General features: G+C 68.3%; 20 protein-coding genes and 1 pseudogene. 3 read left to right on the top strand and 18 right to left on the bottom strand.

The annotated features are described in order from the left end of the window. Positions 1 to 202: 202 nt before the first annotated feature. From DIE21_RS10000 to DIE21_RS09970, 7 genes are all read right to left on the bottom strand, one after another. Positions 203 to 1,240 (bottom strand): ABC transporter substrate-binding protein, encoded by a 1,038-nt coding sequence (locus DIE21_RS10000; RefSeq protein ID WP_124497546.1) that lies wholly within the window; start codon positions 1,238 to 1,240, stop codon positions 203 to 205. Further along, the gene (gene fhuF / locus DIE21_RS09995) at positions 1,237 to 2,037 is read right to left on the bottom strand and encodes a siderophore-iron reductase FhuF (protein WP_124497545.1); all 801 of its coding nucleotides are present in this window, start codon (positions 2,035 to 2,037) and stop codon (positions 1,237 to 1,239) included. Before fhuF ends, DIE21_RS10000 begins: the two co-directional genes overlap by 4 nt. Beyond that, positions 2,034 to 4,127 (bottom strand): Fe(3+)-hydroxamate ABC transporter permease FhuB, encoded by a 2,094-nt coding sequence (fhuB, locus tag DIE21_RS09990; RefSeq protein ID WP_124497544.1) that lies wholly within the window; start codon positions 4,125 to 4,127, stop codon positions 2,034 to 2,036. The genes fhuF and fhuB overlap by 4 nt, the downstream gene beginning before the upstream one ends. Next, positions 4,124 to 4,984 (bottom strand): ABC transporter ATP-binding protein, encoded by an 861-nt coding sequence (locus tag DIE21_RS09985; protein ID WP_124497543.1) that lies wholly within the window; start codon positions 4,982 to 4,984, stop codon positions 4,124 to 4,126. Before DIE21_RS09985 ends, fhuB begins: the two co-directional genes overlap by 4 nt. Beyond that, positions 4,974 to 5,993, bottom strand: a complete 1,020-nt coding sequence (locus tag DIE21_RS09980; RefSeq protein WP_124497542.1) for a TauD/TfdA family dioxygenase — start codon at positions 5,991 to 5,993, stop codon at positions 4,974 to 4,976. Before DIE21_RS09980 ends, DIE21_RS09985 begins: the two co-directional genes overlap by 11 nt. 45 nt (positions 5,994 to 6,038) lie before the next feature. Continuing rightward, entirely contained in the window at positions 6,039 to 6,281 is a 243-nt protein-coding gene (locus tag DIE21_RS09975; RefSeq protein WP_124497541.1) for an MbtH family NRPS accessory protein, read from the bottom strand. 95 nt (positions 6,282 to 6,376) lie between these two features. Continuing rightward, positions 6,377 to 7,045: an RNA polymerase factor sigma-70 gene (locus tag DIE21_RS09970; RefSeq protein ID WP_124497540.1), complete on the bottom strand. Its 669-nt coding sequence runs from the start codon at positions 7,043 to 7,045 to the stop codon at positions 6,377 to 6,379. A 246-nt stretch (positions 7,046 to 7,291) separates the two neighbouring features. Between DIE21_RS09970 and DIE21_RS37710 the strand changes: the two are divergent. Next, a pseudogene (locus tag DIE21_RS37710) lies at positions 7,292 to 7,372 on the top strand (HHHH-motif protein); the annotation flags it as partial. A 50-nt stretch (positions 7,373 to 7,422) separates the two neighbouring features. Here the strand turns inward: DIE21_RS37710 and DIE21_RS09965 are convergent. From DIE21_RS09965 to DIE21_RS09935, 7 genes are all read right to left on the bottom strand, one after another. Next, a complete protein-coding gene (locus DIE21_RS09965) occupies positions 7,423 to 8,445 on the bottom strand; it encodes a fimbrial protein (protein ID WP_124497539.1) in 1,023 nt (340 codons plus the stop codon). Next, positions 8,442 to 9,188 (bottom strand): molecular chaperone, encoded by a 747-nt coding sequence (locus DIE21_RS09960; RefSeq protein WP_124497538.1) that lies wholly within the window; start codon positions 9,186 to 9,188, stop codon positions 8,442 to 8,444. Before DIE21_RS09960 ends, DIE21_RS09965 begins: the two co-directional genes overlap by 4 nt. A 16-nt stretch (positions 9,189 to 9,204) precedes the next feature. Then, entirely contained in the window at positions 9,205 to 11,658 is a 2,454-nt protein-coding gene (locus DIE21_RS09955) for a fimbria/pilus outer membrane usher protein (protein WP_124497622.1), read from the bottom strand. 123 nt (positions 11,659 to 11,781) lie between these two features. Next, positions 11,782 to 12,294: a fimbrial protein gene (locus tag DIE21_RS09950; RefSeq protein ID WP_124497537.1), complete on the bottom strand. Its 513-nt coding sequence runs from the start codon at positions 12,292 to 12,294 to the stop codon at positions 11,782 to 11,784. An 828-nt stretch (positions 12,295 to 13,122) separates the two neighbouring features. Continuing rightward, positions 13,123 to 14,583 carry an efflux transporter outer membrane subunit gene (locus DIE21_RS09945; protein ID WP_124497621.1) on the bottom strand — a complete coding sequence of 487 codons (1,461 nt, stop codon included), beginning with the start codon at positions 14,581 to 14,583 and terminating at the stop codon, positions 13,123 to 13,125. Continuing rightward, positions 14,583 to 17,720, bottom strand: a complete 3,138-nt coding sequence (locus DIE21_RS09940; protein WP_124497536.1) for a multidrug efflux RND transporter permease subunit — start codon at positions 17,718 to 17,720, stop codon at positions 14,583 to 14,585. The genes DIE21_RS09945 and DIE21_RS09940 overlap by 1 nt, the downstream gene beginning before the upstream one ends. 15 nt (positions 17,721 to 17,735) lie before the next feature. After that, positions 17,736 to 18,938, bottom strand: a complete 1,203-nt coding sequence (locus DIE21_RS09935; protein ID WP_124497535.1) for a MexX/AxyX family multidrug efflux RND transporter periplasmic adaptor subunit — start codon at positions 18,936 to 18,938, stop codon at positions 17,736 to 17,738. Positions 18,939 to 19,088: 150 nt separating this feature from the next. On the opposite strand from DIE21_RS09935, the gene DIE21_RS09930 reads away from it, so the two are divergent. Both DIE21_RS09930 and DIE21_RS09925 read left to right on the top strand, forming a co-directional pair. After that, positions 19,089 to 19,736, top strand: coding sequence for a TetR family transcriptional regulator (locus DIE21_RS09930; protein ID WP_124497534.1), 648 nt, complete (start codon positions 19,089 to 19,091; stop codon positions 19,734 to 19,736). A 328-nt stretch (positions 19,737 to 20,064) separates the two neighbouring features. Next, the gene (locus DIE21_RS09925; protein WP_124497533.1) at positions 20,065 to 21,333 is read left to right on the top strand and encodes a M23 family metallopeptidase; all 1,269 of its coding nucleotides are present in this window, start codon (positions 20,065 to 20,067) and stop codon (positions 21,331 to 21,333) included. Positions 21,334 to 21,462: 129 nt separating this feature from the next. On the opposite strand, the gene DIE21_RS09920 is transcribed toward DIE21_RS09925, so the two are convergent. From DIE21_RS09920 to DIE21_RS09905, 4 genes are all read right to left on the bottom strand, one after another. Then, positions 21,463 to 22,188 carry an amino acid ABC transporter permease gene (locus DIE21_RS09920; protein WP_124497532.1) on the bottom strand — a complete coding sequence of 242 codons (726 nt, stop codon included), beginning with the start codon at positions 22,186 to 22,188 and terminating at the stop codon, positions 21,463 to 21,465. Positions 22,189 to 22,190: 2 nt separating this feature from the next. Next, entirely contained in the window at positions 22,191 to 22,913 is a 723-nt protein-coding gene (locus DIE21_RS09915) for an amino acid ABC transporter permease (protein ID WP_124497531.1), read from the bottom strand. Positions 22,914 to 23,028: 115 nt separating this feature from the next. Then, positions 23,029 to 23,844, bottom strand: a complete 816-nt coding sequence (locus tag DIE21_RS09910; RefSeq protein WP_124497530.1) for an ABC transporter substrate-binding protein — start codon at positions 23,842 to 23,844, stop codon at positions 23,029 to 23,031. Positions 23,845 to 24,299: 455 nt separating this feature from the next. Next, a complete protein-coding gene (locus DIE21_RS09905; RefSeq protein WP_124497529.1) occupies positions 24,300 to 25,604 on the bottom strand; it encodes an MFS family transporter in 1,305 nt (434 codons plus the stop codon). Between the last annotated feature and the right edge of the window lie 179 nt (positions 25,605 to 25,783).

The raw sequence follows: 25,783 nt of genomic DNA, 5'->3' as shown, positions 1-25,783 counted from the left end.
CGGCGATTGCGGCGCGCAGGCGGTGCTCGGTTCGGAGGATCGGAAGGATCGGGAAGGATTCGGAAAAGCCGGAAGGAAACGTCGTTCGGCGTACCTGCGTACGCGTGACGCCACCGGAATGCGGCGTCCCGTTCGCGCGGCACGCGGACGGCAACCCGGCTCCCGACCGCGCTGCCCCGCCCGCTCGCGAGGATCTGCCGGTTCAGCGCACGGCCGGCAGCTTCAGCATCGTATCGGTCATCACGTCGGCCAGTTTGAGCGCCGACATCGGCCCGCCGAACCCCCAGATATTCCGCTCGATGAGCGCGATCCGGCGTTCGCGCAGCGCGGGCACGAAACGCCACACCGGCGAATCGAGCTTCGTGGACAGCGGCACGTCCATCCCCGTCGCGGTGACGAACAGCACGGCGAGATCGCGTTGCCTGAGCAAGTCGGCGGACGTCACGTACAGCGTGCCTTCCCGGGTCGGCTTCCTCGGCCACGGATCGAGCCCCAGCGCGCGCGCGAGGCCCGCCGACGTGCTGTTGCCCGTATAGGCCCAGTAACGGTCGGGCAGCCCGAGATCCTGCAGCAGCGCGATGCGTTCGCCGCTGCGCCCGGCCGCCTTGAGCCGCGACGCATTGCGCGCGATGCCCGCGTCGAGTTGCGCGTCGACCGCCTTCGCGCGCGCATCGCGTCCGGTGACCGTGCCGATCGTCCGGAAGATCTGCCGCATCCAGTCGAGCTGCGTCACGGGCACGCCGTCTTCGGACACGTTCGGGCTGAACTGGAACAGGATCGTCGGCGCGATCCGGTCGAGCGCGGCGAAGATCGGCGCATGCCGGAAGCCGACGCCGATGATGAGGTCGGGCTTCACCGCGGCGATCGCCTCGAGCCCCGGCTCCTGCCGCGAGCCGATGTCGGTCACGTGCGCGAGCCGGTCGCTCTCGTAGCCGAGCCAGCCCGGATAGAACGCGGTATCGGCCATGCCGACCGGCACGATGTCGAGCGCGATCACGCTTTCCGCGAACATGAAGTCGAGCGCGACCACGCGCTGCGGCCGCACCGGCATCGTTGCACTCGCCTGCGATATGACGGGATTGCCCGCGAGCGAGCGGCCCGGTGGCGAAGCCGTGCTGCTGCCCTGCCCGCCGCGCGCGTCGTCGGCGACCGCAACGGCCGGGCCAACCAGCGCGCCGCAGCACGCGGCGCCGAGCGCGGCCAGTGCGCCGAGCACCTGGCGGCGGCCGGCATGCGTCACCGGATCGCGTCCTGCTCGGCCAGCGCCGCGTCGTCCATCGTCAATAGCAAGGGGCAGCTTCCACACAATTGCGTTTCTCCAGGAATTTCATAGCGCAGGCAGCACACGCGGCGCGCGCGAAACGGCGTCGGCAGCAGCGGCGAGCGCGGCACGGCGTCGCGCACCGGCAGGCGCAGCGGATTCGGCTCGCCCTGGACACAGGATGCGCCGAACAGCCAGTCCGCATCGCGAACGGGATCCGCTGCGCACGGCAGCGACCGGTACGTGTCGAGCAGATAGTCGAGCAGGTTGCCCGCGTTGCTCCACAGCACGCGCGGCGTGACGCGGCCCATCGCCGCGAGCAGGTCGATCACCGCGCCGAGATGCGCGACGAGCCCCGCATAGCGCGGCGCGGGATCGGCGCACGGCGCGCCGAGCGCGTCCGGTGCGAAATACAGTGCGGCCGGCATCCCGTCGTCGAGCGCGACGAACGTGCGTTCCGGCGCCATGTCGAGCGGCCGGCCGAGCGTCAGCGCGGCGACCACGCCGGCAGGCGCCGCGCGGCCGAAGTAGTACTTGCTCCATTGCGACATCAGCGCGCGCGCATGCTGCGCCGGATCGCCGCCGTAGTGGCGGACCATCGCGTCGAGCACGGCCTCGCGGTAATCGGGCAGCGCGCTGACCGGCACGACGACCCGGCCCGGCGCGCGCATGTCGTCGGGCATCCCGAGCCACACGACGTCGAGATGCTCGGCAAACGGTTCGGGCGCGAACGCGGAAAAGCGCGTGGCGCATGCGCCGTCGAGCGCCGGCGTCATCGCCCCGCGCGCCGGGCGCGGCGCCCCTCGAGGATCAGCAGTCCGAGCAGGTACGGTGCGCCGATCAGCGCGGTCAGCACGCCGGCCGGCACTTCGCGCGGCGCGACGACCGTGCGGGCGGCCAGATCGGCCAGGCCGAGGATCAGCGCGCCGCACGCGGCCGCGAGCCACAGACGCGTGCGATGCCGGCGTGCGCCGAGCATCGTCGCGACGTGCGGCGCCATCAGTCCGATGAAGCCGACCGGCCCGACCGCCGCGACGGCCGCGCAGGCGGCGAGCGTCGCGATCGTCAGCGCGAGCGGCCGCAACGCGGCGACCGGCAGGCCGAGCGCGGCCGCCTGGTCGTCGCCGAGCGCGAGCATGTCGAGCGGCCGCGCGAGCCATGCGAACACGGGTATCGCGAGCACGCACCACGGCAGCAGCATCGACACCTCGCCCCAGCTGCGGCCGTAGGTGCCGCCGACGAGCCAGACGACGAAGCGCGCGGGCTGCACGCTTTCCTGCGTGATCAGCCATTGCGCGAGCGTGGTCCACAGCGCGCCGATCACGATGCCTGTCAGCGCCACCGCGAGCGGTGCATAACGATGCCGGTGATTCAGCGCGAGCGTGATCGCGAGCGACAGCGCCCCGCCGGTCAAGGCGGCCACGGCGAGCGTCACGTGGCCCATCAGCGGCCACGTCGACAATGCGAACAGCGTGACGAGCCCCGCACCCTGCGTGACACCGAGCACTTCGGGGCCCGCGAGCGGATTGCGCACGACGCTCTGCATCGCGACGCCGCTCACGGCCAGCAGCGCGCCCGCGAGGAGCGCGCACAGCAGCCGCGGCATGCGCAGGTCGATCAGCATGCGCGCGAGCGCATCATGGCCCGACAGCGCGGCCGACCAGCGCGCGGGCGACAGCCATTCGGGGCCGGCCGACACGCCGGCGAACACCACGAGCAGGCCGCCCGCGACGAACAGCACGGTGCGCAGCGGCCAGCCGAGCCGTTCGAGCCAGCCGACCACACGCGTCGAGCCGCTGCCGGCCGCGCGTTCGGCCGGCGCGTGCAGCACGCCCGACCATGCCGCGCCGCGCCGGATCATCGCGAGCATCAGCGGCGTGCCGACCAGCGCGATCGCGACGCCGGTCGACAGCGTCGCGTCGAGGCCCGACGCGAGCACCGCGCTGTCGGTGACCAGCACGAGCGCACCGCCCGCGAGCGCCGACAGCGGCACCAGCACGCCGAGCCGCGCCACCCGGGCACCGCGCACCTGGCGCAGCAGGTTCGGCGCGACGAGCCCGACATACGACAGCGGGCCCGCGATGCTGACGGCCACGCTCGTGAACGCGACCGCGACGATCGTCGCGGCGAGCCGCGTCGCGTCGACGCGCACGCCGGCCGCGGCCGCCGCCTCGTCGCCGAGCGCGAGCGGATTCAGCGGTCGAACGACGAACGGCAGCGCAAGCAGCGGCACGACGAGCCAGCGCGCGGCGAGCGCGAGCCCGGTCGCGCCCGGTTGATAGAGACTGCCGTTGGTCCACAGCGCGGCGCCCGCGATGTTCTGCTCGAAGAACGCGAGCACCAGCGTCGACAGCGCCGCGAACAGCAGCATGCAGACGCTGCCCGCGAGCACGAGCCGCAGCGGCGTCGCGCGCCAGCCGCCGGCCGCGACGATCGCGCACGCGGCGGCGATCAGCCCGCAGACGAACAGCAGCGGCACCGATGCGACCCCGGCGAGCGCCGGCACCAGCATCGCCGCGAGCAGCCCGAGCTGTGCGCCGCCCGTCACGCCGAGCAGGTCGGGCGATGCGAGCGGGTTGCGCGTGAGCGACTGGAACAGCGCACCGGCGATGCCGAGACAGCCGCCAGCGACGAGCGCAGCCGCGACGCGCGGCAGGTTGAGGTCGAACAGGAACACGCCCGCGAGCACAGCGGCGTCGCTGCCCGGCACCGCGTTCCACCACGCGCGCAGGTCCGGCGCGACGCGCAGCACCGCCAGCACGGCGATCAGCACGACGAGGCCGAGCGCGATCGCACCGGCGCGGCGGCCGGATGCCGTGCGCTGCCCGCTCGCCGCGAGCCGCTTGCGCAACGCGAACGTCGTCATACGGCGAGATCCCTGTCGAACGCGCCGGCCGCGTGCGGCGTGCCGGATGCAGGGCCGGACGCCGGCGGCCCGTAGGCCGGCACGCACATCGGCGCGCCCGTCCGCGGATGCGCGAGCTTCAGCATGTCGACGCCGAATGCCGCGCGCAGCCGCGCCGGCTCCAGCATCGCGTCGGGCGAACCGTGCGCGATGAGGCGGCCGGCACGCATCAGCACGATTTCGTCGCTGTACGCGGCCGCCTGGTTCAGGTCGTGCAACACCCACACGATCGTCAGCCCGCGCGCGCGGTTCAGCGCGCGCAGCGCGTCGAGGATGTCGAGCTGGTGATGGATGTCGAGATAGGTCGTCGGCTCGTCGAGCAGCACGATCGGCGCCTGCTGTGCGAGCGCCATCGCGATCCACGCACGCTGGCGCTCGCCGCCCGACAGCGCGCCGACGTCACGCTCGGCGTCGCCGGCAAGGCCGCTCGTGTCGAGCGCCTCGTCGATCGCCGCATGGTCGGCGCGCGACAGCCCGCGCAGGAAGCCGCCATAGGCATAGCGTCCGTACGCGACGAGCTCGCGCACGGTCAGCCCCGACGGGATCTGGTTGAACTGCGCGAGCATCGTGAGTTCGCGCGCGAGCGCGCGACGGCGAAACGATGCGAGCGGCTTGCCGTTCACGTCGATGTGGCCCGCACGCGCGGGCTGCAGGCCCGCGAGCGTGCGCAGCAGCGTGCTCTTGCCGCAGCCGTTCGGACCGCACAGCGCCGTTACGCGGCCGGCCGCGATCGACAGGTCCAGCCCGTCGATCACGACATGGTCGCGATAACCCACCGTCAGTCCGCGCGCGGCAAGCGCTGCGGTACTACGCGTCATCGGTCCTCCGTTCGGTCGCGCGCGGGACCGTGTAACTCTGCGCCATCGCGACGACCACCTTGCGCGGCCCGTCGAACGGGTCGCGCGCATGCGCGGTCAGCATGTTGTCGAGCATCAGCACGTCGCCCGTCTGCCACGGGAACACGATGCGCTGGCGGTCGAGCACGCCGCGAATTTCCGCGAGCGCATCGGCCTCGAGCGGCTCGCCGTCGCCGTAGTACACGTTGCGCGGCACGTTGTCGAGCCCGACCGCGTCGACGAGCGCTTCCTGCATGTCGTCGTCGAGCGCGGACAGGTGAAACAGGTTCGCCTGGTTGAACCACACGCGCTCGCCGGTGCGCGGATGACGCGCAACGGCCTGGCAGCGTTCGCGCGTGCGCAGCAGCAGTTCGCCGTCGTCGTCCGTGCGCCAGGTGCATTCGATCCCGCGCGCCGCGCACATCCGCTCGACCTCGGCGGGATCGTCGGTGCCGAACGACTGCTGCCACGGCAGGTCGAGCCCCTGGCCGAAGTTGCGCACGTACAGCAGCTCGCGCTGCTCGAAGCGTGCGACCAGCGCCGGATCGAGCGCGCGATGGACGGCGCGGCTGTCCGCGATCGGCGTCGCACCGCCCTTCGGCGCCGCGCGCGCGCAATGGAACCAGATCCGCAGCGGCCACTCGCGCGTGTACGACTGCTCGTTGTGCAGCGGAATCGCGCGGTGCGGCGGGTATTCGGTCGACGTGTAGACGGCGCCCTCGACCTGGCTGCGCGGCGTCGACGCGTATTCATAGCCGATCAGCGGATCGCCGAACGATGCCGCGAACTGCTGGAACGCATCGATCGACGGCACGTGGAAGCCCGTGAACAGCACACCGCCCGCCCGTTCGAGCGTGTCGGCCGCGATGGCATGCGCGAGCGGCGCGACTTCGTCGATCGACATGCCGCCGGTGCCGCGCGGCGACACGACGGTGGGCAGCCCCGGCTCGATACGCAGGTCGTCGAGCGTCGGCAACGAAAGCAGGGTCATGCAACGTCCTCTTCAGGTGGCGCGCCGCAAGCGCGGCGCAGCGGGTCACGACGCGCGCGTCGTGCGTTCGCCGTCCATCGCGCGGCGCAGGCTCGCGGGGCGCATGTCGGTCCAGACGGTCTCGATGTGCGCGAGGCAGTCGGCCTTCGGGCCGCGCACGCCGACCTCGCGCCAGCCGGCCGGCACGGGCCGGAACGTCGGCCAGATCGAATACTGTTCTTCGTCGTTGATGACGACCGTGTAGACGAGGTCGTCGGTGTCCGCGGAAGGCGTCGTGGCTTGCGTCATGATCGTAAGAAAGCGGGAGACGGTTGAAGGATGCGAAGCGGCGGACTGTCGAATCGGCCGCTCCTGTCTTGAAGACGATTGACCGGCGCGATTTTTTACCCGCGCCGCGCGCGGCCGCCGAGAAACACCGGGCACGCGACGCCGCGATGGCATGCATCGAGACACTCCGCGCAGTGCCGCTCCGCGTCGCGCACCATGAAATGCACCAGCGTCTGCGAGACGTTCAGCGCGCGCGCCGCGGTCTGCAGCGTCTCCTCGCGCAGCCGCACCATCTCGAACGCCGCGCGGCTGCGCGCCGGCAGGTCGTCGAGCGCGGCCCACACCCGGCGCAGCGTGTCGCGCGTCATCAGCGCGGCCTCGGGCGTCGGTTCCGGCGACGGCACGTCGAAGCCGTCGTCCTCTTCCGTGTGGTAGACGTTCTCGAGGCTTTGCCGGCGGCACGCGTCGATCGATGCGTTGCGCACCATCCGCGTCACGTACGCGACCGGCTGGCGCACCGCGTCCTGGTTCGGGAATTCGACGAGCTTCACGAACACGTCGTGCACGACGTCCTCGGCGCGGCTCGTGCAGCCGACGAAGCCGCGCGCGATATTGACGAGCATCGCGCGATGGGAAATCAGCACGTCGAGCAGCGCGCCCTGCGCGCGCGGCTCCGCGGCACGACGCGCACGCGGCGCGCGGCGCGACGGCAGGTCCGGATAACTGCCGAGGAACGGGTTCGCCGTTGCCGCTGCCGGTCGTTCGAGCACTTCCGCCATTGCCATCGATCTGCTCCGTCTAATTCCGAGATAGCGCAATTTAACGTAAACGCAAATCATTCTCAATCACATTACCGGATACCCCTTCCGATTATCAGGATTTGTCTGATCAATCAGAGGGATCGGCGTTCCGGCGGACGGGATGGATGCCACGGATCGGTGGCGCGAAGAAAGCTTTCCGCATGAAAGGAGGCTGCACGGCGCCGAAAGGGCTCGACGATCACGACGGGAACGCCGCCATGCCGTGCTCGGCCGGCCATCGCCGAAGCGCATCCGCACCGGGTGTGCCACTTCGAGCATCACCATCACAAGGTGTGCCGCCGGGTGCGTTGAGCATCGCGCAGCACTTTTTTCATGACGTGCGCGTGGTGCGCTCGCGAACGTCAGTAGATGAACAGCCGGATCGTTGCGGTCGCATCGAATCGCCCGATCTTCGGCGGACCGAACGATTTCAGCACCGCGTCCATCAACACGCTCTGATTCATCACGTTGGACGCAAACTGAGCCAGCGTGAACTGCTGATTGAACGGAATGGCCTTGCCCTGGCTGTCCTCGATGCCGATACCGAAATTGCTGTCCTTCGCCGGCACCAGCAAGCCGTTCTGCACCGGAAAGCTCGTTTCGAAATACCCGTCGACCCGCACCGCGACGTTGCATTTCTTGGTCAATGACAACGAGAACCGCTTGCGTGGCACCGTCGGCATGAAGCCGTTACCTACCGCCTGCACCTGCCCGAAGTTGACGATGCCCGGTTCGGGCGTCACGAGCACGTCGACAAAGCACGGCGTCGGCTTGAGGTTGCGCAGGCCGCTCAGCCGGTACTGGAAGCTCGGGTTGTACGCATTCAGCCCGAACTCGCCGTCGAACTGGAATACCGTGTAGATATCGCTCGGCGGCTGGACCCAGTTGCCCTTCTTGCGCACGACGACCTGGTAGTCGATGCTGATTCGGGTCTGCTGACAACGCCCGCGATCAAAGTCGTACTTGCTGCACGGCGGCACCGCATACCCGGTAAACACGCCGCCGCCGCGATTGCTCGTCTTGTCGAAATAGTCGATACCCTTGTAGCGGATGCCGATCTCGAGCCCCCACGCGGCCGGGTTGGTGCGATTCGGGTTCGCATAGAAATAGATGTTGTCGACGACTTTCAGGCTGCCGGCGTCCCCGAGGTCCTTGTAGCAATACCCCGACGTCGTGCGGACCGGAGACACCCAGATCACGTATCCGTCCGGCGCGTCGGTCGGATACGACGCAACGCCGCCGATCGGTTCGGTCAGCGAAGTCGCGCCGCTGTTCGTCAGGCACCGCAACGCCCACGCGGGCTGCGCGGCCACGGCCAGCAATGCGAGCACGATCCAGCGCAACCATGCCGCCGGCCATTGCCGTTCATGCGTGGCGCCGCTCATCGCTTCACGCTCTTGCAAGCACCCGCATCACACGCATATTCGACCGCCACCTGGCCGCCGTAGTCGTCGATATGCGTGACGAACAGCGTCGACGGCGTCGCGGCCTTGAACGGCACGTCGGCCGTGCTCATCGGGTTCACCATCACGGGCTCGATCGGCACCGGCGTCTTCTGCGCGCCCGCCGTCACGTCGACCACCGTCACGTGGTACGGCGTCGGATTGTCGAACACGAGCCGGTGCGCGGCCGTGTCCACCCGCAGCGTCATCGGCCGCGTCCAGTCCTCGTCGCGCGCGGGCTGCACGCCCTTCGGCCGGTAGAACAGCTTCATCTGCGTATGCAGCGCGATCTGCAGCGTGTTCGGCGTATCGGTCTTCGGCGGCACTTCGCGGATGTTCAGGTAGAACACCGATTCGCGATCGGCCGGCAGCGCGGCGCCGGGCAGCTTCGCGATGCGCAGCACGTTGCGCTCGTTCGCCTCGACGCGCTGCAGCGGCGGCACGACCATCAGCGGCGACGTGATCTTGTTGCCGTTCGCGTCCTCGAGCCACGATTGCACGAGATACGGATACGTCGTGCTCTTGTTGGTGATCGTGACGATCGCGGCCTGTTCGCCTTCGTTGAAGATCACGCGCGTGCGGTCCGGCACGATCGCCGCGTGCGCGACGCCGGCGAGCAGCGCGCCGGCCGCGGCCAGCATGCACGACGTGCGTCGCGGGAAGGAAAGGGAGAAAACAGGGTTCATCGCGGCATCCGTGAAATCATCGTTCGACCCGGGCGGCCGCTGCATGCGACTCGCCGGGCGCCTGGCACGTCACCGGAATCGGCGTGCCTTCGAGTTGGAGCTGGTTCGGCAGCACGTCCACCGTGCACAGCGTGCGTTCGCCGGCGCGCACCACGAGTGCGGATTTCGGCTGCACCTGGGTCAGGAACGCGGCACCGGCCTCGCCGACGATGCCGAGTTCCTTGCCGTTCGCCGCGTCCTGCACGGATGCGCCGAACGGCAGCGGCTTGCCTGCCCCGTCGGTCAGCGTCAGGTACAGGTTGCTGCCGCGCGCGGCGGAGAACTTCGCGAAACCGATCGCGCCGTCGGTCAGCACCATGCGCTGGATCGGGTTCGACACCTGCACTTCGAGCGGCAGCTTCTCGACGTTGACGGTCGCGTCGTACACGTTGTACGGCGAGATCCCGTCGAGCACCGCATAGCCGCGCGAGTCGGTATGCGTGAGCGTGCCGGACAGCGGCACGTCGGGCACGCCGTCGGTCGATACCAGCAGGCGCGTATCGCCCGCGTTGCCGTTCGCGTGCGCGGACACGCCGTACTGCGTCGCGACGAACGAGCCGTCGACTTCGAGCGACGCGGCCGCATACGCGTTGGCGAGCGTCGACGCCTGCGCGGTCAGCTGGTACGTCGACGCGCGCTGGCGAAAGCTCGCGTTCGCCGACGCGCGGCCGTCGGTCGCGCCCGCGTTGATCTGATAGGTGCGGCGGGCAGGATCGTCGTAGATGTAGCCCGCGTTCACGCTCGTGCTGCCGCTGCCCGTCGTCAGGTTCGACGTGACGGTGTGGCGGCCGCCGATCGGCAGCGTCGCGGTCACCGAGAACTGGTTGCCGCTCGCGCCCGCGCTTTGCGTGCGGAACGCCGACACGCTGACGTTCAGGTTGCGCAATGCGCCGACCGAGAACGCGCGCGTCAGCGTGAGACCGACGCGTTGCTCCGACGCGCGGGCCCAGTAGGTCGTCTGGTCGTACGAGAAATAGGTCGACGTGTCGCCGAAGCGCTTCGACATCGTCGCCGAATAGCGCTGCTTGCTGTTGGCGAGGCCGTACGCGGTCGGATCGCCGGAGAACTGCGCGAAGCTGGTGTACTCGCGTTCGGAGAAGCGATAGCCGAAGAAGCGCACGTCGGCGTCGAGGCCGTCGAAGTGCTTCGAATAGTTGATGCGGTACGAGTTGCCGTTGCGCGTCGCACCGTTCCACCACAGGCGCGCGCGCGCATGCGTGACGTCGGCCGATACCGCGCCGAACGTGCCGAAATCACGGCCGACGCCGAGTGCGATCGACGTATAGCCCGAAGCCGCGATGAAGCCGCCGTACACCGTGATGTCGAACGGCAAACCGTACGCGGCCTCGCCGAAACCGAAGAACGGCGTGATGCCGGCGCCGCCGAACTGCCTCGGCTTGCCGACGGCGGCCTTGTAGCGCAGCTGTCCGGTGCGCGCGAGGAACGGCACGGCGGCCGTCGTCACCTGGAAGCGCTGCACGCTGCCGTCCTCTTCCTCGACTGCGACGTCGAGCGTGCCCTGCACGCTCGTGTTGATGTTCTGCAGCGCGAACGCGCCCGGCGACACGCGCGTCACGTACAGCACGCGGCCTGCCTGCGACACGGTCACGGTCGCGTTGGTACGCGCGACGCCCGAGATCAGCGGCGCATAGCCGCGCAGCGACGGCGGCAGCATGCGGTCGTCGCTGCGGATCGACGCGCCCGTCAGCGCGAACGTGTCGAAAATGTCCGAGCTCAGGTAGTCGTCGCCGAACGTCACCGTCGATTCGATCGACGGCAGCGCGCGAAACGCGTAAAGCCGGCTGAAGCGGAACGTGCGATCCGCGTACGCCGTGTTGCCCACGTTCGACTGGGCCTGGTAGTCGCCGCGAAAGCGCCATGCATCCCAGTTCGCGCCGATCGTTCCGTAGGCCTGGATCGAATTCGTCTGTCCGCCGCCCGCACCGAAGCTGCGGTTCGTGTTCGCGATCACGCGATAGTCGAGCATCGCGCCCGGAATCCCTTCGGACCAGCGCTCCGGCGGCAGGTAGGTCGAATCGGTGAATTCGAGCGCGGCCTGCGGAATCGTGATCTTCAGTCGTCCGTCGTTCTTCAGGTAACGCACGGTCGCGCCCTCGATCGCGCCGAGATCGACGCAACGCCCGCCCTGGAAGCGCGGCAGGTCCTTCGCGAGCGACGGCTTCAACCCGAACTGCGCGACGAGTTCCGGCGGCAGGCACGGCTTGCCCGCGCCCGATGCGTCGAGCGCGATGAACCGGATCGCCTGCAGCCCGTAGAACAGGTCGTTGACCTGCACGTCGAGCATGTACTCGCCCGGCAGCGTGAAGTCGGCCTGCGAGAACTGCGACAGGTCGACATTGTTCGTGCCGTCGATGTCGAGGAACGACGAATTGAATTCCGTCGCATGGCTCTGGCTGCCGACGACCAGCACGGAGACGCAAAGGAAGGAATGTCTGATTCGCACGCGGCGCTACCGGAAATCCGAGTAAGAAGAAACGGGAAGGCAAGGAAGACGGAGAAAGGGTGCGCACCCCCCCTTCTCCGGTATGAACGCTTACTGGTAGCGGACGGTGAAGTTCGCGACGCCGTCGGCGGTACCCGGCGTCACGCCGGCTGCCGTGGCTTCGTACATCGCCGCGAAGCGCGCGACGTTGGTGCCGTTTTGCAGCACGGTCGGTGCCTTCTGCTCGGCGCCGTTGTCGAGGTATTCGCCCGACGCGGCCTGCAGGCGGATGCCGACGTTGGTTGCCGAGCCGATCGTGGCGAGCAGCTTCGGCTGGCCGGCGCTCGACGTGCCCGTGAACGTGAAGTACGCGTTCTGGGCGATGCTGGTGTCGCAGTCGGTCAGCTTGATGTCGAAGTTGGTCGGCGTGGACTTGTCGCCGGCCTGCTTGAACGTATGGGTCGGCACCTTGCCGAGGTTCACGGTCTGGTTGACCGAGCCCGAGTCGATGCCGCATGCGCCCGCGACGATCTCACCCGTGAAGTTGATCGTGCCGGTGCCCTCTGCGAAGGCCGAGGTGGACAGGGCCGCGAGCGCGACAGCGGTCAGGAGGGATTTTTTCATGACGTTTTCCGTGAGAATTGCAAAGGGAATGGACGACGTGGCGGATACAAAAGGCAGCGTGTGGTTGGCTCCCGTCCGTCACGAGGCGGCATTATCGAGATAAGAATGAAAGAATTTTGTAAATCATTGTCAAATCGAACATGACAATGTTTGATTTACGTTCTTCCGAATGACTCTTTCCCGAAAATCCTCAATCCGGATATTTTCTTCCGCAGTCCTTTTCTATTTTCAGGAACCGTCTGAAATTTAAAGAAATTTCCCGTTCGCAATTGCAGCCACCCCGCACTTCCTTGCTGGTCATGGCTTTGGCTGATAACCGCCCCGAAATGACAAAATTCTGTCCAATCCCGCCATCGTTGTCCGAGTGCAACGAAAATGATTGGCGATTTTCAACCGAGAGGAAATTAACAGGCGATTTTCACCATCTTGAATTTCTTGCGCAAACGATTGCCCAATCCATACAAACGTTTTGCCGCGACACTTTGCCACCCTGCATTATTCGGAATGCGCGAATCAATCCAATCGTCAAGCCCGGATTAAGGCCGTGTATCAAGCCGTGTGCCAAGACGACATTCGGGGTACTGGATGGAATCGAAACAGGAGGAAGTCCGGCATGATCGGAGGCCAGTGGCAACGCGATCGGCCGCCGGGATGCGTGTCGAGTCGAAGGAGGCCCTTCGACTCGACAGCCTGGAGGAAAGACGGGGTCGACGATGCGCGCTTGCACTTATCCTCGAGCGCCGCCGGTGGCCCGTCGGCAGAAACACCGGCCGAGGCGGCGTCGACGCCTCGCAATGCGCCGCCACCTGGCCGGACCCGGCCAAGACATCACGCGACGGACGCCCCTGCCGCCGCCCACCCGCCGCCCAGCGCGCGATACAGCGCAATCGCATTCGCGAGCCTCAGCTCCTTGAGCCGGATCAGCTCCTGCCCGGACTCGTACGTGCTGCGCTGCGCGTCGAGCAGTTCGAGATACGTCGCGACGCCGCCCGCGTAGCGGCGCTCGGCGAGTTTGAGCCGCGCGCCGTCGGCCGCATAGACGTCCTGCTGCGCGGCGAGCTGGCGATCGATCCAGTCGCGCGCGGCGAATGCGTCGGCCACTTCGCGGAACGCGGTCTGCACGGTTTTCTCGTACTCGGCGACCGCGATGTGCTTGCGCGCGTTCGCGACGTCGAGATTCGCGCGATTGCGGCCGCCCGCGAAAATCGGCAGCGTGATGCGCGGCGCGAACGTCCACACGCTCGTGCCGCCCGCGAACAGGTTCGAGAACGCGTCGCTGACCGAACCGTAGTCGGTCGTCAGCGCAATGCGCGGGAAAAACGCCGCGCGCGCGGCGCCGATCTGCGCGTTCGCGGCCTTGAGCCGCGACTCGGCCTGCCGGATGTCCGGCCGCCGCTCGAGCAGCGTGCTCGGCACGCCGCGCGCCACCGGCGCGATCACGAGCGTATCGAGCGCGGTGCCGTCGGCGGGCACGTTGCGCGCGAAATCGCCGGTGAGCAATTGCAGCGCGCGCACCGATTGCGCATGTTGGCGCTGCAGCGCGGCCTGCGACGCACGCGCGGACGCGACCAGCATCTCGGCCGACCGCAGCTCGATCGCGTCGCTCGTGCCGGCCGCGTAGCGGCGCTGCGTGAGCGCGGCGATACGCTCGCGCGCGTCGAGCGTGCGCTGTGCCAGCGCCAGTTGCTCGTGCAACGATCGCTCCGACACGTACGCCCCGGCGACTTCGGCAATCACGCCGATGCGCACCGTGCGCTGCGCATCGGCCGTCGCGAAATACTCGGCGAGCGCCGCATCGGACAGGTTGCGCACGCGGCCGAACAGGTCGAGCTCGTACGCGCTGATGCCGACGCCCGCGCGATACAGCCCGCTGATCGCGCTTTGGCGCACGACCGGATCGTACTGGCGCGTGCGTTCGTAGCCGAGGTTCGCGTCGACCGACGGCATCAGGTCCGCGCGCTGCACGCCGTACAGCGCGCGCGCCTCGTCGAGCCGGCCGGCCGCGATCCGCAGGTCGCGGTTGTTCGCGAGCGCCGCGTCGATCCAGGCCTGCAGCGCCGGATCGGTGAAATACGCATGCCAGTCGTCGAGCAGCGCGGCGTCAGCAGCGTCAGCAGCAGCAGCCGCTTCAACCGCCTGCTGCGTGCCGCCATCGACCGGCGCATAGCTGGCCGGCACCGGCGGCGCCGGCCGCTCGTAACGCGGCGCGAGCGAGCAGCCCGCGAGCGCGAGCGCGGCGGCCAGCGCGAGCTGAACCCTTGGCGCGGCGCGTGCATTCAACGCAAACATCATCGAGAACCCTCCATCGTCGCCGGCTGCGATCCGCCGCGCCGGCGCGGGCCGACGTCGAACAGGCGGCCGACGATCACGAAAAACAGCGGGACGAGGAACACCGCGAGCACCGTCGCCGTGATCACGCCGCCGAGCACGCCGGTGCCGATCGCCATCTGCGCGCCGGACGCGGCGCCCGACGCGAACGCGAGCGGCAGCACGCCGACGCCGAACGCGAGCGACGTCATCACGATCGGCCGCAACCGCAGGCGCGCGGCCTCGAGCGCGGCGTCGACGAGCGACATGCGCTGCGCGACCAGATCCTTCGCGACCTCGACGATCAGGATCGCGTTCTTCGCGGACAACCCGATCGTCGCGATCAGCCCCACCTTGAAATAGATGTCGTTCGGCATCGCGCGCAGCGTGACGCCGAGCACCGCGCCGATCACGCCGAGCGGCACGACCAGCATCACTGCGAACGGGATCGACCAGCTCTCGTACAGCGCCGCGAGCGCGAGGAACACGACGAGCACCGACAGCGCGAACAGCATTGGCGCCTGCGCACCCGACAGCCGCTCCTCGAACGACTGTCCCGACCACGCGTGGCCGATGCCGGCCGGCAGCTTCGCGGCGAGCCGCTCGATCGCGGCCATCGCTTCGCCGCTGCTGTGCCCGGGCGCGGCCGAGCCGTTGATCGTGAACGACGGATAGCCGTTGTAGCGCGTGAGCTGCGGCGGCCCGAGCGTCCAGTGCAGCGTCGCGAACGCCGCGAGCGGCACCATCTCGCCGCGCGCGTTGCGCACGCGCAGCTTCTTCACGTCGTCCGGATCGAGCCGGTGCAGCCCGTCGGCCTGCACGACCACACGGCGCACCTGCGTGCCGTGCATGAAGTCGCCGATATAGTCGGAGCCGAACATCACCGCGAGCGTCGTGTTGATCTCCTCCATCGACACGCCGAGCGCCGACGCCTTCGCGCGATCGATGTCGAGCTTCAGTTGCGGCGCGTCCTGCGTGCCGGCGAACATCAGGTCGGCGAGCGCCGCGTCCTTGCCGCCCGCCGCCAGCAGTTGCTCGCGCGCGGCGCTGAACGCCGCATGGTCGAGCCCGCCGCGGTTCTGCAGCCGGAAGTCGAAGCCGCTCGTCGAACCGAGATCGGGCAGCGCCGGCGAATTCATCGCGAACACCGTGGTGTTCGCCGTGCCCGCGAAGCGCTCGTTGATGCGCGCGACGATCGCCTGCACGTGATCGCGCCCGGCCTTGCGCGCCGTCCAGTTCTTCAGCGTGACGAAGATCATCCCGCCGTTCGGCCCCTCGCCGTACAGGTTGAAGCCGCCGAGCGCGAACGTGTACGCGGCCGGCTCGTCGTGACGAATATACGATTCGACCTCGCGCACGCTCTGCATCGTTTCCGCGAGCGGCGTGCCCTGCGGCCGGATCACCATCACCATGAAGTTGCCCTGGTCCTCGTCGGGCAGGAACGCGGTCGGCAGTTGCGTGAGCATCAGCGCGGCGGCCGCGGTCAGCGCGCCATACACGACGAGCCAGCGCAGCGGCTTCTTCAGCATCGCGCCGACGCGCGCCGCATAACGCTGCGTCGAACGCGCGACGAAGCGGTTGAACCAGCCGAAGAAGCCGCGCTTCTCGTGATGCTCGCCGGACACCGGCTTGAGCAGCGTCGCGCACAGCGCGGGTGTCAGCGACAGCGCGAGAAACGCCGAGAAGCCGATCGACACCGCGAGCGACAGCGCGAACTGCCGGTAGATGTTGCCCACCGCGCCGCCGAAGAACGCCATCGGCACGAACACCGACGTCAGCACGACCGTGATGCCGACGATCGCGCCGCTGATCTGCCGCATCGCCTTCACCGTCGCGTCGTACGGGCCGAGCCCTTCCTCGACCATCAGCCGCTCGACATTCTCGACGACGACGATCGCATCGTCGACGAGGATGCCGATCGCGAGCACCATCCCGAACATCGTCAGCACGTTGATCGAGAAACCGGCCGCATACATCACGCCGAACGTGCCCGCGAGCGCGACCGGCACGACGAGCGTGGGAATCAGCGTCGCGCGCAGGTTCTGCATGAACAGGAACATCACGAGGAACACCAGCACGCCGGCCTCGATCAGCGTCGTGACGACCTTGTTCATCGACACGCGCACGAACGACGACGTCTCGTACGGGATCTGGTAGGTCACGCCCGGCGGGAAATACGCGGACAACTCGTCCATCGCCGCCCGCACGCGCTTCTCGGTGGACACCGCGTTCGAGCCCGGCGCGAGCTTGATGCCCATCCCGGTCGCGACCTTGCCGTTCACGTACGACGGATAGTTGTAGTCGTTGCCGCCGAATTCGATGCGCGCGACGTCGCGCAGGTAGAGCGCGGAGCCGTCCGGCTGCGTGCGCAGCGCGATCGCGCCGAAATCGGCCGGCGTCTTCAGCGGCGCGTCGGCGAACACCGTCGCCGCGATCGGCGTGCTGTCCGGCACCGCGCCGCGGCCGATGTCGCCGACCGTCACGCGCGCGTTGTGCGCACGCACGGCCGATGCGATATCCGATGCGGTGAGGCGGTGCCCGGCCATCTTCACCGGGTCGGGCCAGATCCGCATCGCATATTCAGCGCCCCAGAACTGCACGCGCCCGACGCCGTCCACGCGGCGCAGCGCCTGCACGACGTTCGCCGACGCGTACTCGCCGAGCTGCACGTCGGTCATCCGGCCATCGTCGGACGTCAGCGACACGACGAACTGGATGTTGTCGGCAGCCTTCTCGACCTGGATGCCGCCGCGCCGCACCGGCTCGGGCAACCGCGCCTCGACCGTCTTCAGCCGGTTCTGCACCTCGACGGCCGCGAGATCGGCGTTGACGCCCTGCTTGAACGTCAGGTACAGCGACGCCGCCCCGGCGCTGCTCGTCGCCGACGTATACAGCAGCCCCGGCGCGCCGTTCATCTCGCGCTCGATCAGCGCGGTCACCGATTCCTCGACGACCTGCGCGGACGCGCCCGGATAGGTCGCATAGATGCTGACGACGGGCGGCGCGATGTCCGGGTACTGCGCAACCGGCAGCGCGCGAATCGCGAACATGCCGCCCATCGTGATGAAGAGTGCGATCACCCACGCGAAGACGGGGCGATCGATGAAGAAACGTGCCATGGTGGTTCGAACCGGTCAGGTTTGACGGGCGGCCGCGTGCGATGCGGCCGCTGCCGGCGCCGCCTTCGACGGCGGCGCCTTTTCGACGGGCTTGACGGCCGTATCGGGCGCGAACTGCGCGGCGTCGTCGACGATCACGCGCTCGCCGCCCGCGAGGCCGCGCGTGATACGCCAGTCACGGCCGCTCATCTGGTCGGCCGTGACCTCGACGTCCTTCACCTTGCCGTTCGCACCGACGACGCGCACCGACGTGCGGTCGGCCGTGCGCAGCAGCGCGTCGCGCGGCACGAGGATCGCCCGCTGGTCGACGGCCGTGTCGAGCGCGATCCGCACATACGCGCCCGGCAGCAGCTCGCGCTCCGGATTCGGGAACAGCGCGCGCATCGCGACGGTGTCGGTGGTCGGATCGACCGCGAGATCGCTGAACAGCAGCTTGCCCTTCAGCGGATACGCGGTGCCGTCGGCGCGCAGCAGCGTCACCGCGACGTCGTGCTGCGCAATGCCCGTCGCGCGCCCGCTCTTCACCGCGCGGCGCATTGCATCGACGTCGGCCGCCGGCTGCGAGAAATTCACGTAGATCGGATCGAGCTGCTCGACGGTCGTGAGCGGCGTCGCCTGGTCCTGGCCGACGAGCGCGCCTTCCGTCACGAGCGCGCGCCGTGCGCGGCCGGCGATCGGCGCGGTGACGGTCGCGTAGTCGAGCTGCAATTGCGCGCGCGCGAGCTCGGCCTTCGCCGATGCAACCTCGGCCTTCGCCTGCGTGTCGGCCGCGACGGCCTCGGTGTGGTCGCGCTCGCTGACGGCGCGGTCGTGCACGAGATCGTCGTAACGGCGGCGCTTGTCGCTCGCCGCGAGCGCGGCGGCCTGCGCCTTCGCGAGCGCGCCCTGCGCGGCGTCGCGCGCGGCCTTCAGCGGCGCGGGATCGATGCGGAACAGCACCGCGCCCTGCTTCACTTCCTGGCCTTCGTCGTAAGTCCGCGCGGTGACGATGCCCGCAACCCGCGCGCGCACTTCCGCCTGCCGATACGCGTCGAGCCGGCCCGGCAATTCGACGGTCATCGGCACGGCCGTCGGACGCACCGTCACGACCGTCGCGCTCTGAATGGCCTCCGGCGCGTTGTCTTGTCCGCCCTTTCCGCATCCGGCCACGGCCAGCATGGCCGCGAGCGCGAACGGCGCCAGCCGAAGGCGGCGCCCCAGGGTGCGTTTGTCATTCATAGGTGACCTCGGATCGTTCGCCGCCGATACAATGCGGCGGCTCAGGGTGGCCGATTATAATCAGTCACGACTGATTAAATACATGCGGATGCAATCCGGCCGCCCCACTGTCTCAATAAAGCGACAGCGAACTGTAAGGAAATTCATGACATGGCCCGCAAGACCCGGGAAGAATCGCTCGCCATCAAGCACCGGATCCTCGACGCCGCCGAGCTCGTGCTGCTCGAGAAAGGCGTCGCGCAAACCGCGATGGCGGACCTCGCCGAGGCCGCCGGGATGTCGCGGGGCGCCGTGTACGGCCACTACCGCAACAAGATGGAAGTGTGTCTCGCGATGTGCGACCGCGCGTTCGCGCGGACGTCGGAAGGGTTCGAGGCAGTCGACAGCCTGCCCGCGTTCGCCACGCTGCGCCGCGCGGCGTCGCATTACCTGCGGCAATGCGGCGAGCCCGGCGCGATGCAGCGCGTGCTCGTGATCCTCTACACGAAGTGCGAGCAGAGCGAGGAGAACGGTGCGCTGCTGCGGCGCCGCATGCTGCTCGAATTGCAGATGCTGCGCATCACGAAGGCGCTGCTGCGCCGCGCGATCGCGGCCGGCGAAATCGCCGCCGATCTCGACGTGCATCTCGCGGCCGTCTATCTCGTGTCGCTGCTCGAGGGCGTGTTCGCGTCGATGATCTGGACCAACCGCTTGCACGGCAATCTGTGGAACGACGCGGAAGCGATGCTCGACGCCGGTTTCGACGCGGTCAGGCGCTCCGGCGCACTGCGCGTGCGCACGCAAAAATTGCCTGCCTGACGAAAGATACGCAATAAATACTGATTTAACCCCGATTTACCGCACTGCGAAACGAATGCGCCGACCCTCTTTAAAATTTTTAACGTTTCGCGGAACATCGGTAGACTGTCGCTGTCATCTTTCTTTAGCGTCTTCGTGATAATCCGGGTGCGACCCGGAAAGTTCACGCCGCCGTTCGAAGCGGGCCCGCCCGCGAGTTGGGTCGAACGGGAACGACACAGGCCCCGCCGGGGCCTGTTTTGTTGCACGCCCGTCGCCCGCCCCGTCGCCGCCCGACGGATTCGCCGCCGATGGCTCCTGCCCACACCTCTTTGAACCGCTTTCCTGGATGTGGACACCTTTGGTCAAGCCTGCCGCAACCCCTGATGCCTTCGCGCCCGGCCGCGCGCAGCGCCTCGTGCGCGCGCTCGTGCCGGCCGCCGTGCTTGGCGCCCTCGCCGCCTTCGGTCTCGCCGCCGCGCTGCCGGCCGTCTCGCAACTGCCGGGCGCAGTCGATTCGGGCACGGCCGCACTGCCGCAGCGCGTGCTGTCCGACACGCCGTTTCCCACCGCGCAGCATTTCGTGACAAGTGAACTCGCGCGTACGCTCGGCGAGCGCAACGAACGCAGCGACCGCAACCCGCAGCCGGGCCTGTTCGCGCCGCTCAGCGCGCACCGCAACGACATGCTCGGCTATACGAGCCTGTTCGAGTACGCGGCGCCCGAAAACCAGCACGGCATGCGCGCCGGCGACATCGAACTCACGCTGTCCGATACGCTGAACCGTCTCGACGTGCCGCCCGAGGTGCGCATCCAGCTCGGCGATCTCGTCACCGGCAAGGTCGCGATGCGCGCCAGCGCGCAGCGCGGCGACTACTACCGCATCGCGTACGACACGAACAGCGGCACGCCGCACCTCACCGCGCTCGAGCTACGCGTCGCAGGCCGCACGTTCGGTGCGATCTGGTTCCGCGCACCGGGCGCCGACCACGGCGCGTACTACACGCTCGACGGCGCACCGCTCGAGGCCGCCGCGTTCACGATGCCGGTGAAGTGGACCCGCATCAGCTCGTTCTTCGGCGAGCGCATCCACCCGCTGTCGCAGGCAATGGCGTTCCATACGGGCGTCGATCTCGCCGCGCCGTCCGGCACGCCCGTCAATGCGGCGGCCGACGGCGTCGTGTCGTTCGTAGGAACCGATCCGGGCGGCTACGGCCGCTACGTGGTCGTCGATCACGCGGACGGCTATTCGACCTACTACGCACATCTGTCCGCGTATGCGCGCGGGCTGAAGACGGGCGAACCCGTGAAACAGGGCCAGCGCATCGGCTCGGTCGGGATGACCGGTGCGGCCACCGGCCCGCACCTGCACTTCGAAGTGCGCGTCGCGAACGATCCGGTCGATCCGCTCGTCACGCTCGCGAACGCGCAGACGGGGCTGTCCGACATGCAGCTCACCGCGTTCCGCCAGGAAGCGGCGCAATGGCGCTTCCGCCTCGCATCGATCAATACGTCGCCGTTCGCGTTCGCGCAGAGCGACGGCCCGCTGTGGGGTGACTTCGCGACCGGCCCGTCGACGCTGCGCTCGGTCTTCGATACGCACTACAGCGCGTCCTGACGCTGCGCGCCGAAGCACCGTCACGCCCATCACGCCCGTCGCCGCTCGAGCAGCGGCGACGCGGCCCGCCGCATCACACCGACCTTCCATCACCGGGAACGCGCCGCGTGCGTCGCACGCGGCACGCCGTCACCGCACGGGTTCCGTGCGTTCGGCCGTCGCCTGCGCGACGCGCGCCGCACGCGGGCGGCGCGTCAGCAGCCAGCGCGCCGCGCCGTCGAGCGACGTGCACAGCACCAGATAAAGCGCCGCGACGAACAGGAAGACCGGTGCCGGATACACCATCAGCCGGTTGTTCACCTGCGTCGCGACGAACGACAGTTCCGGCACGCCGACGATATACGCGAGCGACGTGTCCTTCACGAGCGCGACCCACTGATTGACGAACGACGGCGTCATGATCCGGATCGCCTGCGGCAGCAGCACGTAGCGCACCGTCTGCCAGCGCGTGAGCCCGAGCGACAGCCCGGCTTGCCACTGCCCGTCGCCGGCCGCGACGATGCCCGCATGCACCGCATGCGCGAGATACGCACCGCCGATCAGCGCCAGCGCGCACACGACCGTCGCGAGCCCCGGCACGTCCAGGTGCAGCAGCATCGGCATCAGGAAGTACGTCCAGAAGATCAGCATCAGCACCGGAATCGCGCGGAAGAAGCCGATGAACGCGAGCAGCAGCACGCGCAGCGGGCCGCGCGCAAGCGCCATCGCGACGCCGAGCGCCACGCCCAGCACCGCCGACGCGATGGCCGACGCGATCGCGAGCACGAGCGACAGCGCGGCGCCGCCGAGCGGGCCGTCCGGAAACGCGCCGACGAGCAGGTACGGCAGGTTGTCGAGCAGCAGCGAGAAATCCATCGTCACCGCCCCGCCCCGAGCCGGTCACGCCATTGCGTGGCCACGTACGCGCCGGCCTCGATCGCGGCCACCGCGGCGACGTACAGCACGGTCGCGACACCGAACGCGGCGAAGGTCTTGAACGTCTCCGTCTCGACTTGCCGCGACGCATACGACAGCTCCGCGACGCCGATCGCCATCGCAAGCGACGAGTTCTTCACGAGATTCATGTATTGGCCGAACAGCGGCGGCAGCGCGATGCGCACGGCCTGCGGCAGCACCACGTAGCGCAGCGACTGCATCGGCGTGAGGCCGAGCGCCGCAGCCGCGTCGTGTTGCGCGCGGCGCACGCCGCGCAGCCCGGCTTCACATTCCTCGGCGACGAACGCGGCCGTATACGCGCTCAACCCGACCCAGCCGGCGATGAACTCGAACGACGGCCACGCGAGCGTGAGCGGGCCCGCGCTCAGCTCATGGCGCGCGTTCAGCCACTCGACCCAGGTACCGGGCAGCAACGATGCGACGCCGAAGTACCAGAACAGCAATTGCACGAGCAGCGGCGTATTGCGGAACGCGACGACGTAGCCGGCCGCCGCCGTGCGCGGCGCCGTGCCGCGCGCATGCCGCATGACGGCGAGCAGCAGCCCGCCGACGGTCGCGGCGAGTGCCGACGCGGCCGCGAGGCCGAGCGTCAGCAGGAAGCCCTGCCAGAGCCAGGACAGATATTTGGGAGCCAACCCGAGCATGCCGTGGTGCGGGCGCGGAGCGCGCGATCGAAAGAAGCGAAGAAAAATGGAAAGCGCCGCGACCGGCGCACACCGGCACGGCCGGCGGCGGATCGCGACGCATCTGGCGCGCGGCTCAGGTCTTGTCGCCGATGCGGAAGATGCGTGTGAGCGGCGTCTTCGTCGTCGGCCCGAACCACGCATCGTAGATCTGCCCCGCGCGGCCGTTCGCCTCGAACCCCTTGAGCGTGTCGTTCACGAAACCGAGCAGGCGCGTCTCGCCTTTCGGCACGCCGACGCCCATGTAGTCGTTCGAGATCGTGAACGCCGGGATCTCGTAGTTCTGCTTGTCGGGCACGTTCGCGAGCAGCCCGATCAGTTTCGGCCCGTCCTGCGTGATCGCCTGCACGTTGCCGGCTCGCAGCGCGGCGAACGCGAACGGCGTGTCGTCGTACGCGACGATCGTCGCCTTCGGGAATTTCTCGCGCAGCGTGATCTCGTTCGTCGTGCCCTTGTCCGCGCCGACGCGCAGGTTGTTCAGCTGGTCGGCCGATTTCAGCACACCCTTCTTCGCGAGGAACTGCTGGCCGGACGAGAAGTACGGGATGCTGAAGTCGACCTGCTTCGCGCGCTCGTCGGTGATCGTGAAGTTCGCGAGCACCAGGTCGACCTTGCCGGAGGTCAGGAACGGAATGCGGTTCGCGGGATTGGTCGGCTGCAGCTGCAGCTTGACGCCGAGCTTGTCGGCCAGCGCCTTCGCATAGTCGACGTCGAGACCGACGATGTGATTGCTCTTGCCGTCGACATAGCCGAACGGCGGATTGCTGTCGAAGGTTGCAACGCGCAGCACGCCGGCCTTCCTGATGTCGTCGAGCCGGTCCGCGTGCGCGACCGTGCCGGCCGTGACGAGCGCGGCCCCGACGAGCCATGTGGCGAGAGTGTGGATTTTCATGAGCACGACCTGATTTGTCATGAAGGCCGCCGCGGATCGCACGGCGGCCGGTTCGAGGAACATCGCGACGCCGTGTGTCGTCGCGAAGCCGCTAACGTATCAGCGCGCGCGGCAATTCCGAACCAACGAATGGTGCTTTGCTCAGCGGGTTTCGTGATGAGGCGTGCGGGCCGCATGCAAGGCGTGCGCGCAAAAAAACGCCCGCTGCACGCAGCGGGCGCGAATCCCAGTCAAGGAGGTGTCACACGAACTACGGGTTCAGAATAAGAGCATCGCCCGCGGCGGACAACGAAGCGATTGCGATATCGATATCGCGCGTCCCGCGATGAGCTTGCACGCGCTCCGATGCGAAGATGCCATGCATGAAAAAACGGCGCGCCGCCTGCGTGGCGGAGCGCCGTCCTGTTGCAGGTTGCCGGTCGATGCAGGCAGCCCCGGCCGGGCTGCCCCTTCCATCACGGTTCGTGACGCAGATACCCTTCCTTGCTCGGGTCGCGCATTCGCCACGACACGATCAGCGAGATCGCGCACAGCACCGTCACGTACCAGTAAAAGGTTTCCTCGCTGCCGATCGACTTGAACCACAGCGCGACGTACTCGGCCGAGCCGCCGAAGATCGCGTTCGCGACCGCATACGACAGGCCCACGCCCATCGCGCGCACTTCGGGCGGGAACATCTCGGCCTTGATGAGGCCGCTGATCGACGTGTAGAAGCTGACGATTGCCAGCGCGATCGTGATCAGCACGAACGCGGCCGTCGGGCTCGTCACCGTCTTCAGCGCGTGCATCAGCGGCACCGTGCCGATCACCGCGAACGTGCCGAACAGGATCATCGACGTGCGGCGGCCGATCTTGTCGGACAGCGCGCCGAACACCGGCTGTATCAGCATGTACACGAGCAGCGCGACGGTCATCACGTTGCTGGCCGTCTTCGCATGCATGCCGGCCGTGTTCACGAGGTACTTCTGCATGTACGTGGTGAACGTGTAGAAGATCAGCGAGCCGCCGGCCGTGAAGCCGACCACCGTGAAGAATGCGCCCTTGTGCTGCCACACGCCGCGGATCGTGCCCGCGTCCTTCTTGTCGCGCGATGCGCTCGTCGACGTCTCGTCGAGCGACTTGCGCAGGTACAGCGAGATCAGCGCGGCCGCCGCACCGCACACGAACGGAATGCGCCAGCCCCACGCCTTCAGTTCGTCATTCGACAGTGCCTGCTGCAGGATCACGAGCACGAGCAGCGCACACAGCTGGCCGCCGATCAGCGTCACGTACTGGAACGAAGCGAAGAAGCCGCGCCGCCCCTTCAGCGCGACCTCGCTCATGTAGGTTGCGCTCGTGCCGTATTCGCCGCCCACCGACAGCCCCTGGAACAGGCGCGCGACCAGCAGCAGCGCCGGCGCCAGCGCGCCGATCTGCGCATAGGTCGGCAGCACCGCGATCACGAGCGAGCCGCCGCACATCATCAGCACCGAGATCATCATCGCCGCGCGGCGGCCGTGACGGTCGGCGATGCGGCCGAACAGCCAGCCGCCGATCGGACGCATCAGGAAGCCGGCCGCGAACACGCCGGCCGTGTTCAGCAGCTGCGTCGTCGTGTTGCCACTCGGGAAGAACGCCGGCGCGAAGTACAGCGCGCAGAACGAGTAGATGTAGAAATCGAACCACTCGACGAGGTTGCCCGATGAGGCGCCGACGATGGCGAACACGCGCCGCCGGGTGTCATGCGCGGTCAGCGCAGCTTGGTCGGTCTGGACGTCCATGGGTTGGTCTGTTCCTTTTAGTGCTTGCTGGGCGAGACGGCTCGGGGCCGCCGCGTGCGGTCGCACGTGGCACCGGTTCCGGCGCACGGCGCTACGGGATTTTAGCGAAATGTAAAGTAACGGGCTTTCCGGGTTCGTCCGGATGTAGAAGAATTTTCTCTCGCCACGTGTTCGTCATA

The organism is Burkholderia sp. Bp9140, from assembly GCF_003853425.1.
Classification (GTDB): domain Bacteria; phylum Pseudomonadota; class Gammaproteobacteria; order Burkholderiales; family Burkholderiaceae; genus Burkholderia.
This window is presented reverse-complemented; position numbering and strand designations above follow the sequence as displayed.

Excerpts from the sequence above, each read along its gene's own strand:
- fhuF (WP_124497545.1), bottom strand. The coding sequence starts at position 2,037 with ATGACGCCGGCGCTCGACGGCGCATGCGCCACGCGCTTTTCCGCGTTC.
- fhuB (WP_124497544.1), bottom strand. The coding sequence starts at position 4,127 with ATGACGACGTTCGCGTTGCGCAAGCGGCTCGCGGCGAGCGGGCAGCGC.
- DIE21_RS09985 (WP_124497543.1), bottom strand. The coding sequence starts at position 4,984 with ATGACGCGTAGTACCGCAGCGCTTGCCGCGCGCGGACTGACGGTGGGT.
- DIE21_RS09980 (WP_124497542.1), bottom strand. The coding sequence starts at position 5,993 with ATGACCCTGCTTTCGTTGCCGACGCTCGACGACCTGCGTATCGAGCCG.
- DIE21_RS09975 (WP_124497541.1), bottom strand. The coding sequence starts at position 6,281 with ATGACGCAAGCCACGACGCCTTCCGCGGACACCGACGACCTCGTCTAC.
- DIE21_RS09970 (WP_124497540.1), bottom strand. The coding sequence starts at position 7,045 with ATGGCAATGGCGGAAGTGCTCGAACGACCGGCAGCGGCAACGGCGAAC.
- DIE21_RS09965 (WP_124497539.1), bottom strand. The coding sequence starts at position 8,445 with ATGAGCGGCGCCACGCATGAACGGCAATGGCCGGCGGCATGGTTGCGC.
- DIE21_RS09960 (WP_124497538.1), bottom strand. The coding sequence starts at position 9,188 with ATGAACCCTGTTTTCTCCCTTTCCTTCCCGCGACGCACGTCGTGCATG.
- DIE21_RS09950 (WP_124497537.1), bottom strand. The coding sequence starts at position 12,294 with ATGAAAAAATCCCTCCTGACCGCTGTCGCGCTCGCGGCCCTGTCCACC.
- DIE21_RS09945 (WP_124497621.1), bottom strand. The coding sequence starts at position 14,583 with ATGTTTGCGTTGAATGCACGCGCCGCGCCAAGGGTTCAGCTCGCGCTG.
- DIE21_RS09940 (WP_124497536.1), bottom strand. The coding sequence starts at position 17,720 with ATGGCACGTTTCTTCATCGATCGCCCCGTCTTCGCGTGGGTGATCGCA.
- DIE21_RS09935 (WP_124497535.1), bottom strand. The coding sequence starts at position 18,938 with ATGAATGACAAACGCACCCTGGGGCGCCGCCTTCGGCTGGCGCCGTTC.
- DIE21_RS09930 (WP_124497534.1), top strand. The coding sequence starts at position 19,089 with ATGGCCCGCAAGACCCGGGAAGAATCGCTCGCCATCAAGCACCGGATC.
- DIE21_RS09925 (WP_124497533.1), top strand. The coding sequence starts at position 20,065 with ATGTGGACACCTTTGGTCAAGCCTGCCGCAACCCCTGATGCCTTCGCG.
- DIE21_RS09920 (WP_124497532.1), bottom strand. The coding sequence starts at position 22,188 with ATGGATTTCTCGCTGCTGCTCGACAACCTGCCGTACCTGCTCGTCGGC.
- DIE21_RS09915 (WP_124497531.1), bottom strand. The coding sequence starts at position 22,913 with ATGCTCGGGTTGGCTCCCAAATATCTGTCCTGGCTCTGGCAGGGCTTC.
- DIE21_RS09910 (WP_124497530.1), bottom strand. The coding sequence starts at position 23,844 with ATGAAAATCCACACTCTCGCCACATGGCTCGTCGGGGCCGCGCTCGTC.
- DIE21_RS09905 (WP_124497529.1), bottom strand. The coding sequence starts at position 25,604 with ATGGACGTCCAGACCGACCAAGCTGCGCTGACCGCGCATGACACCCGG.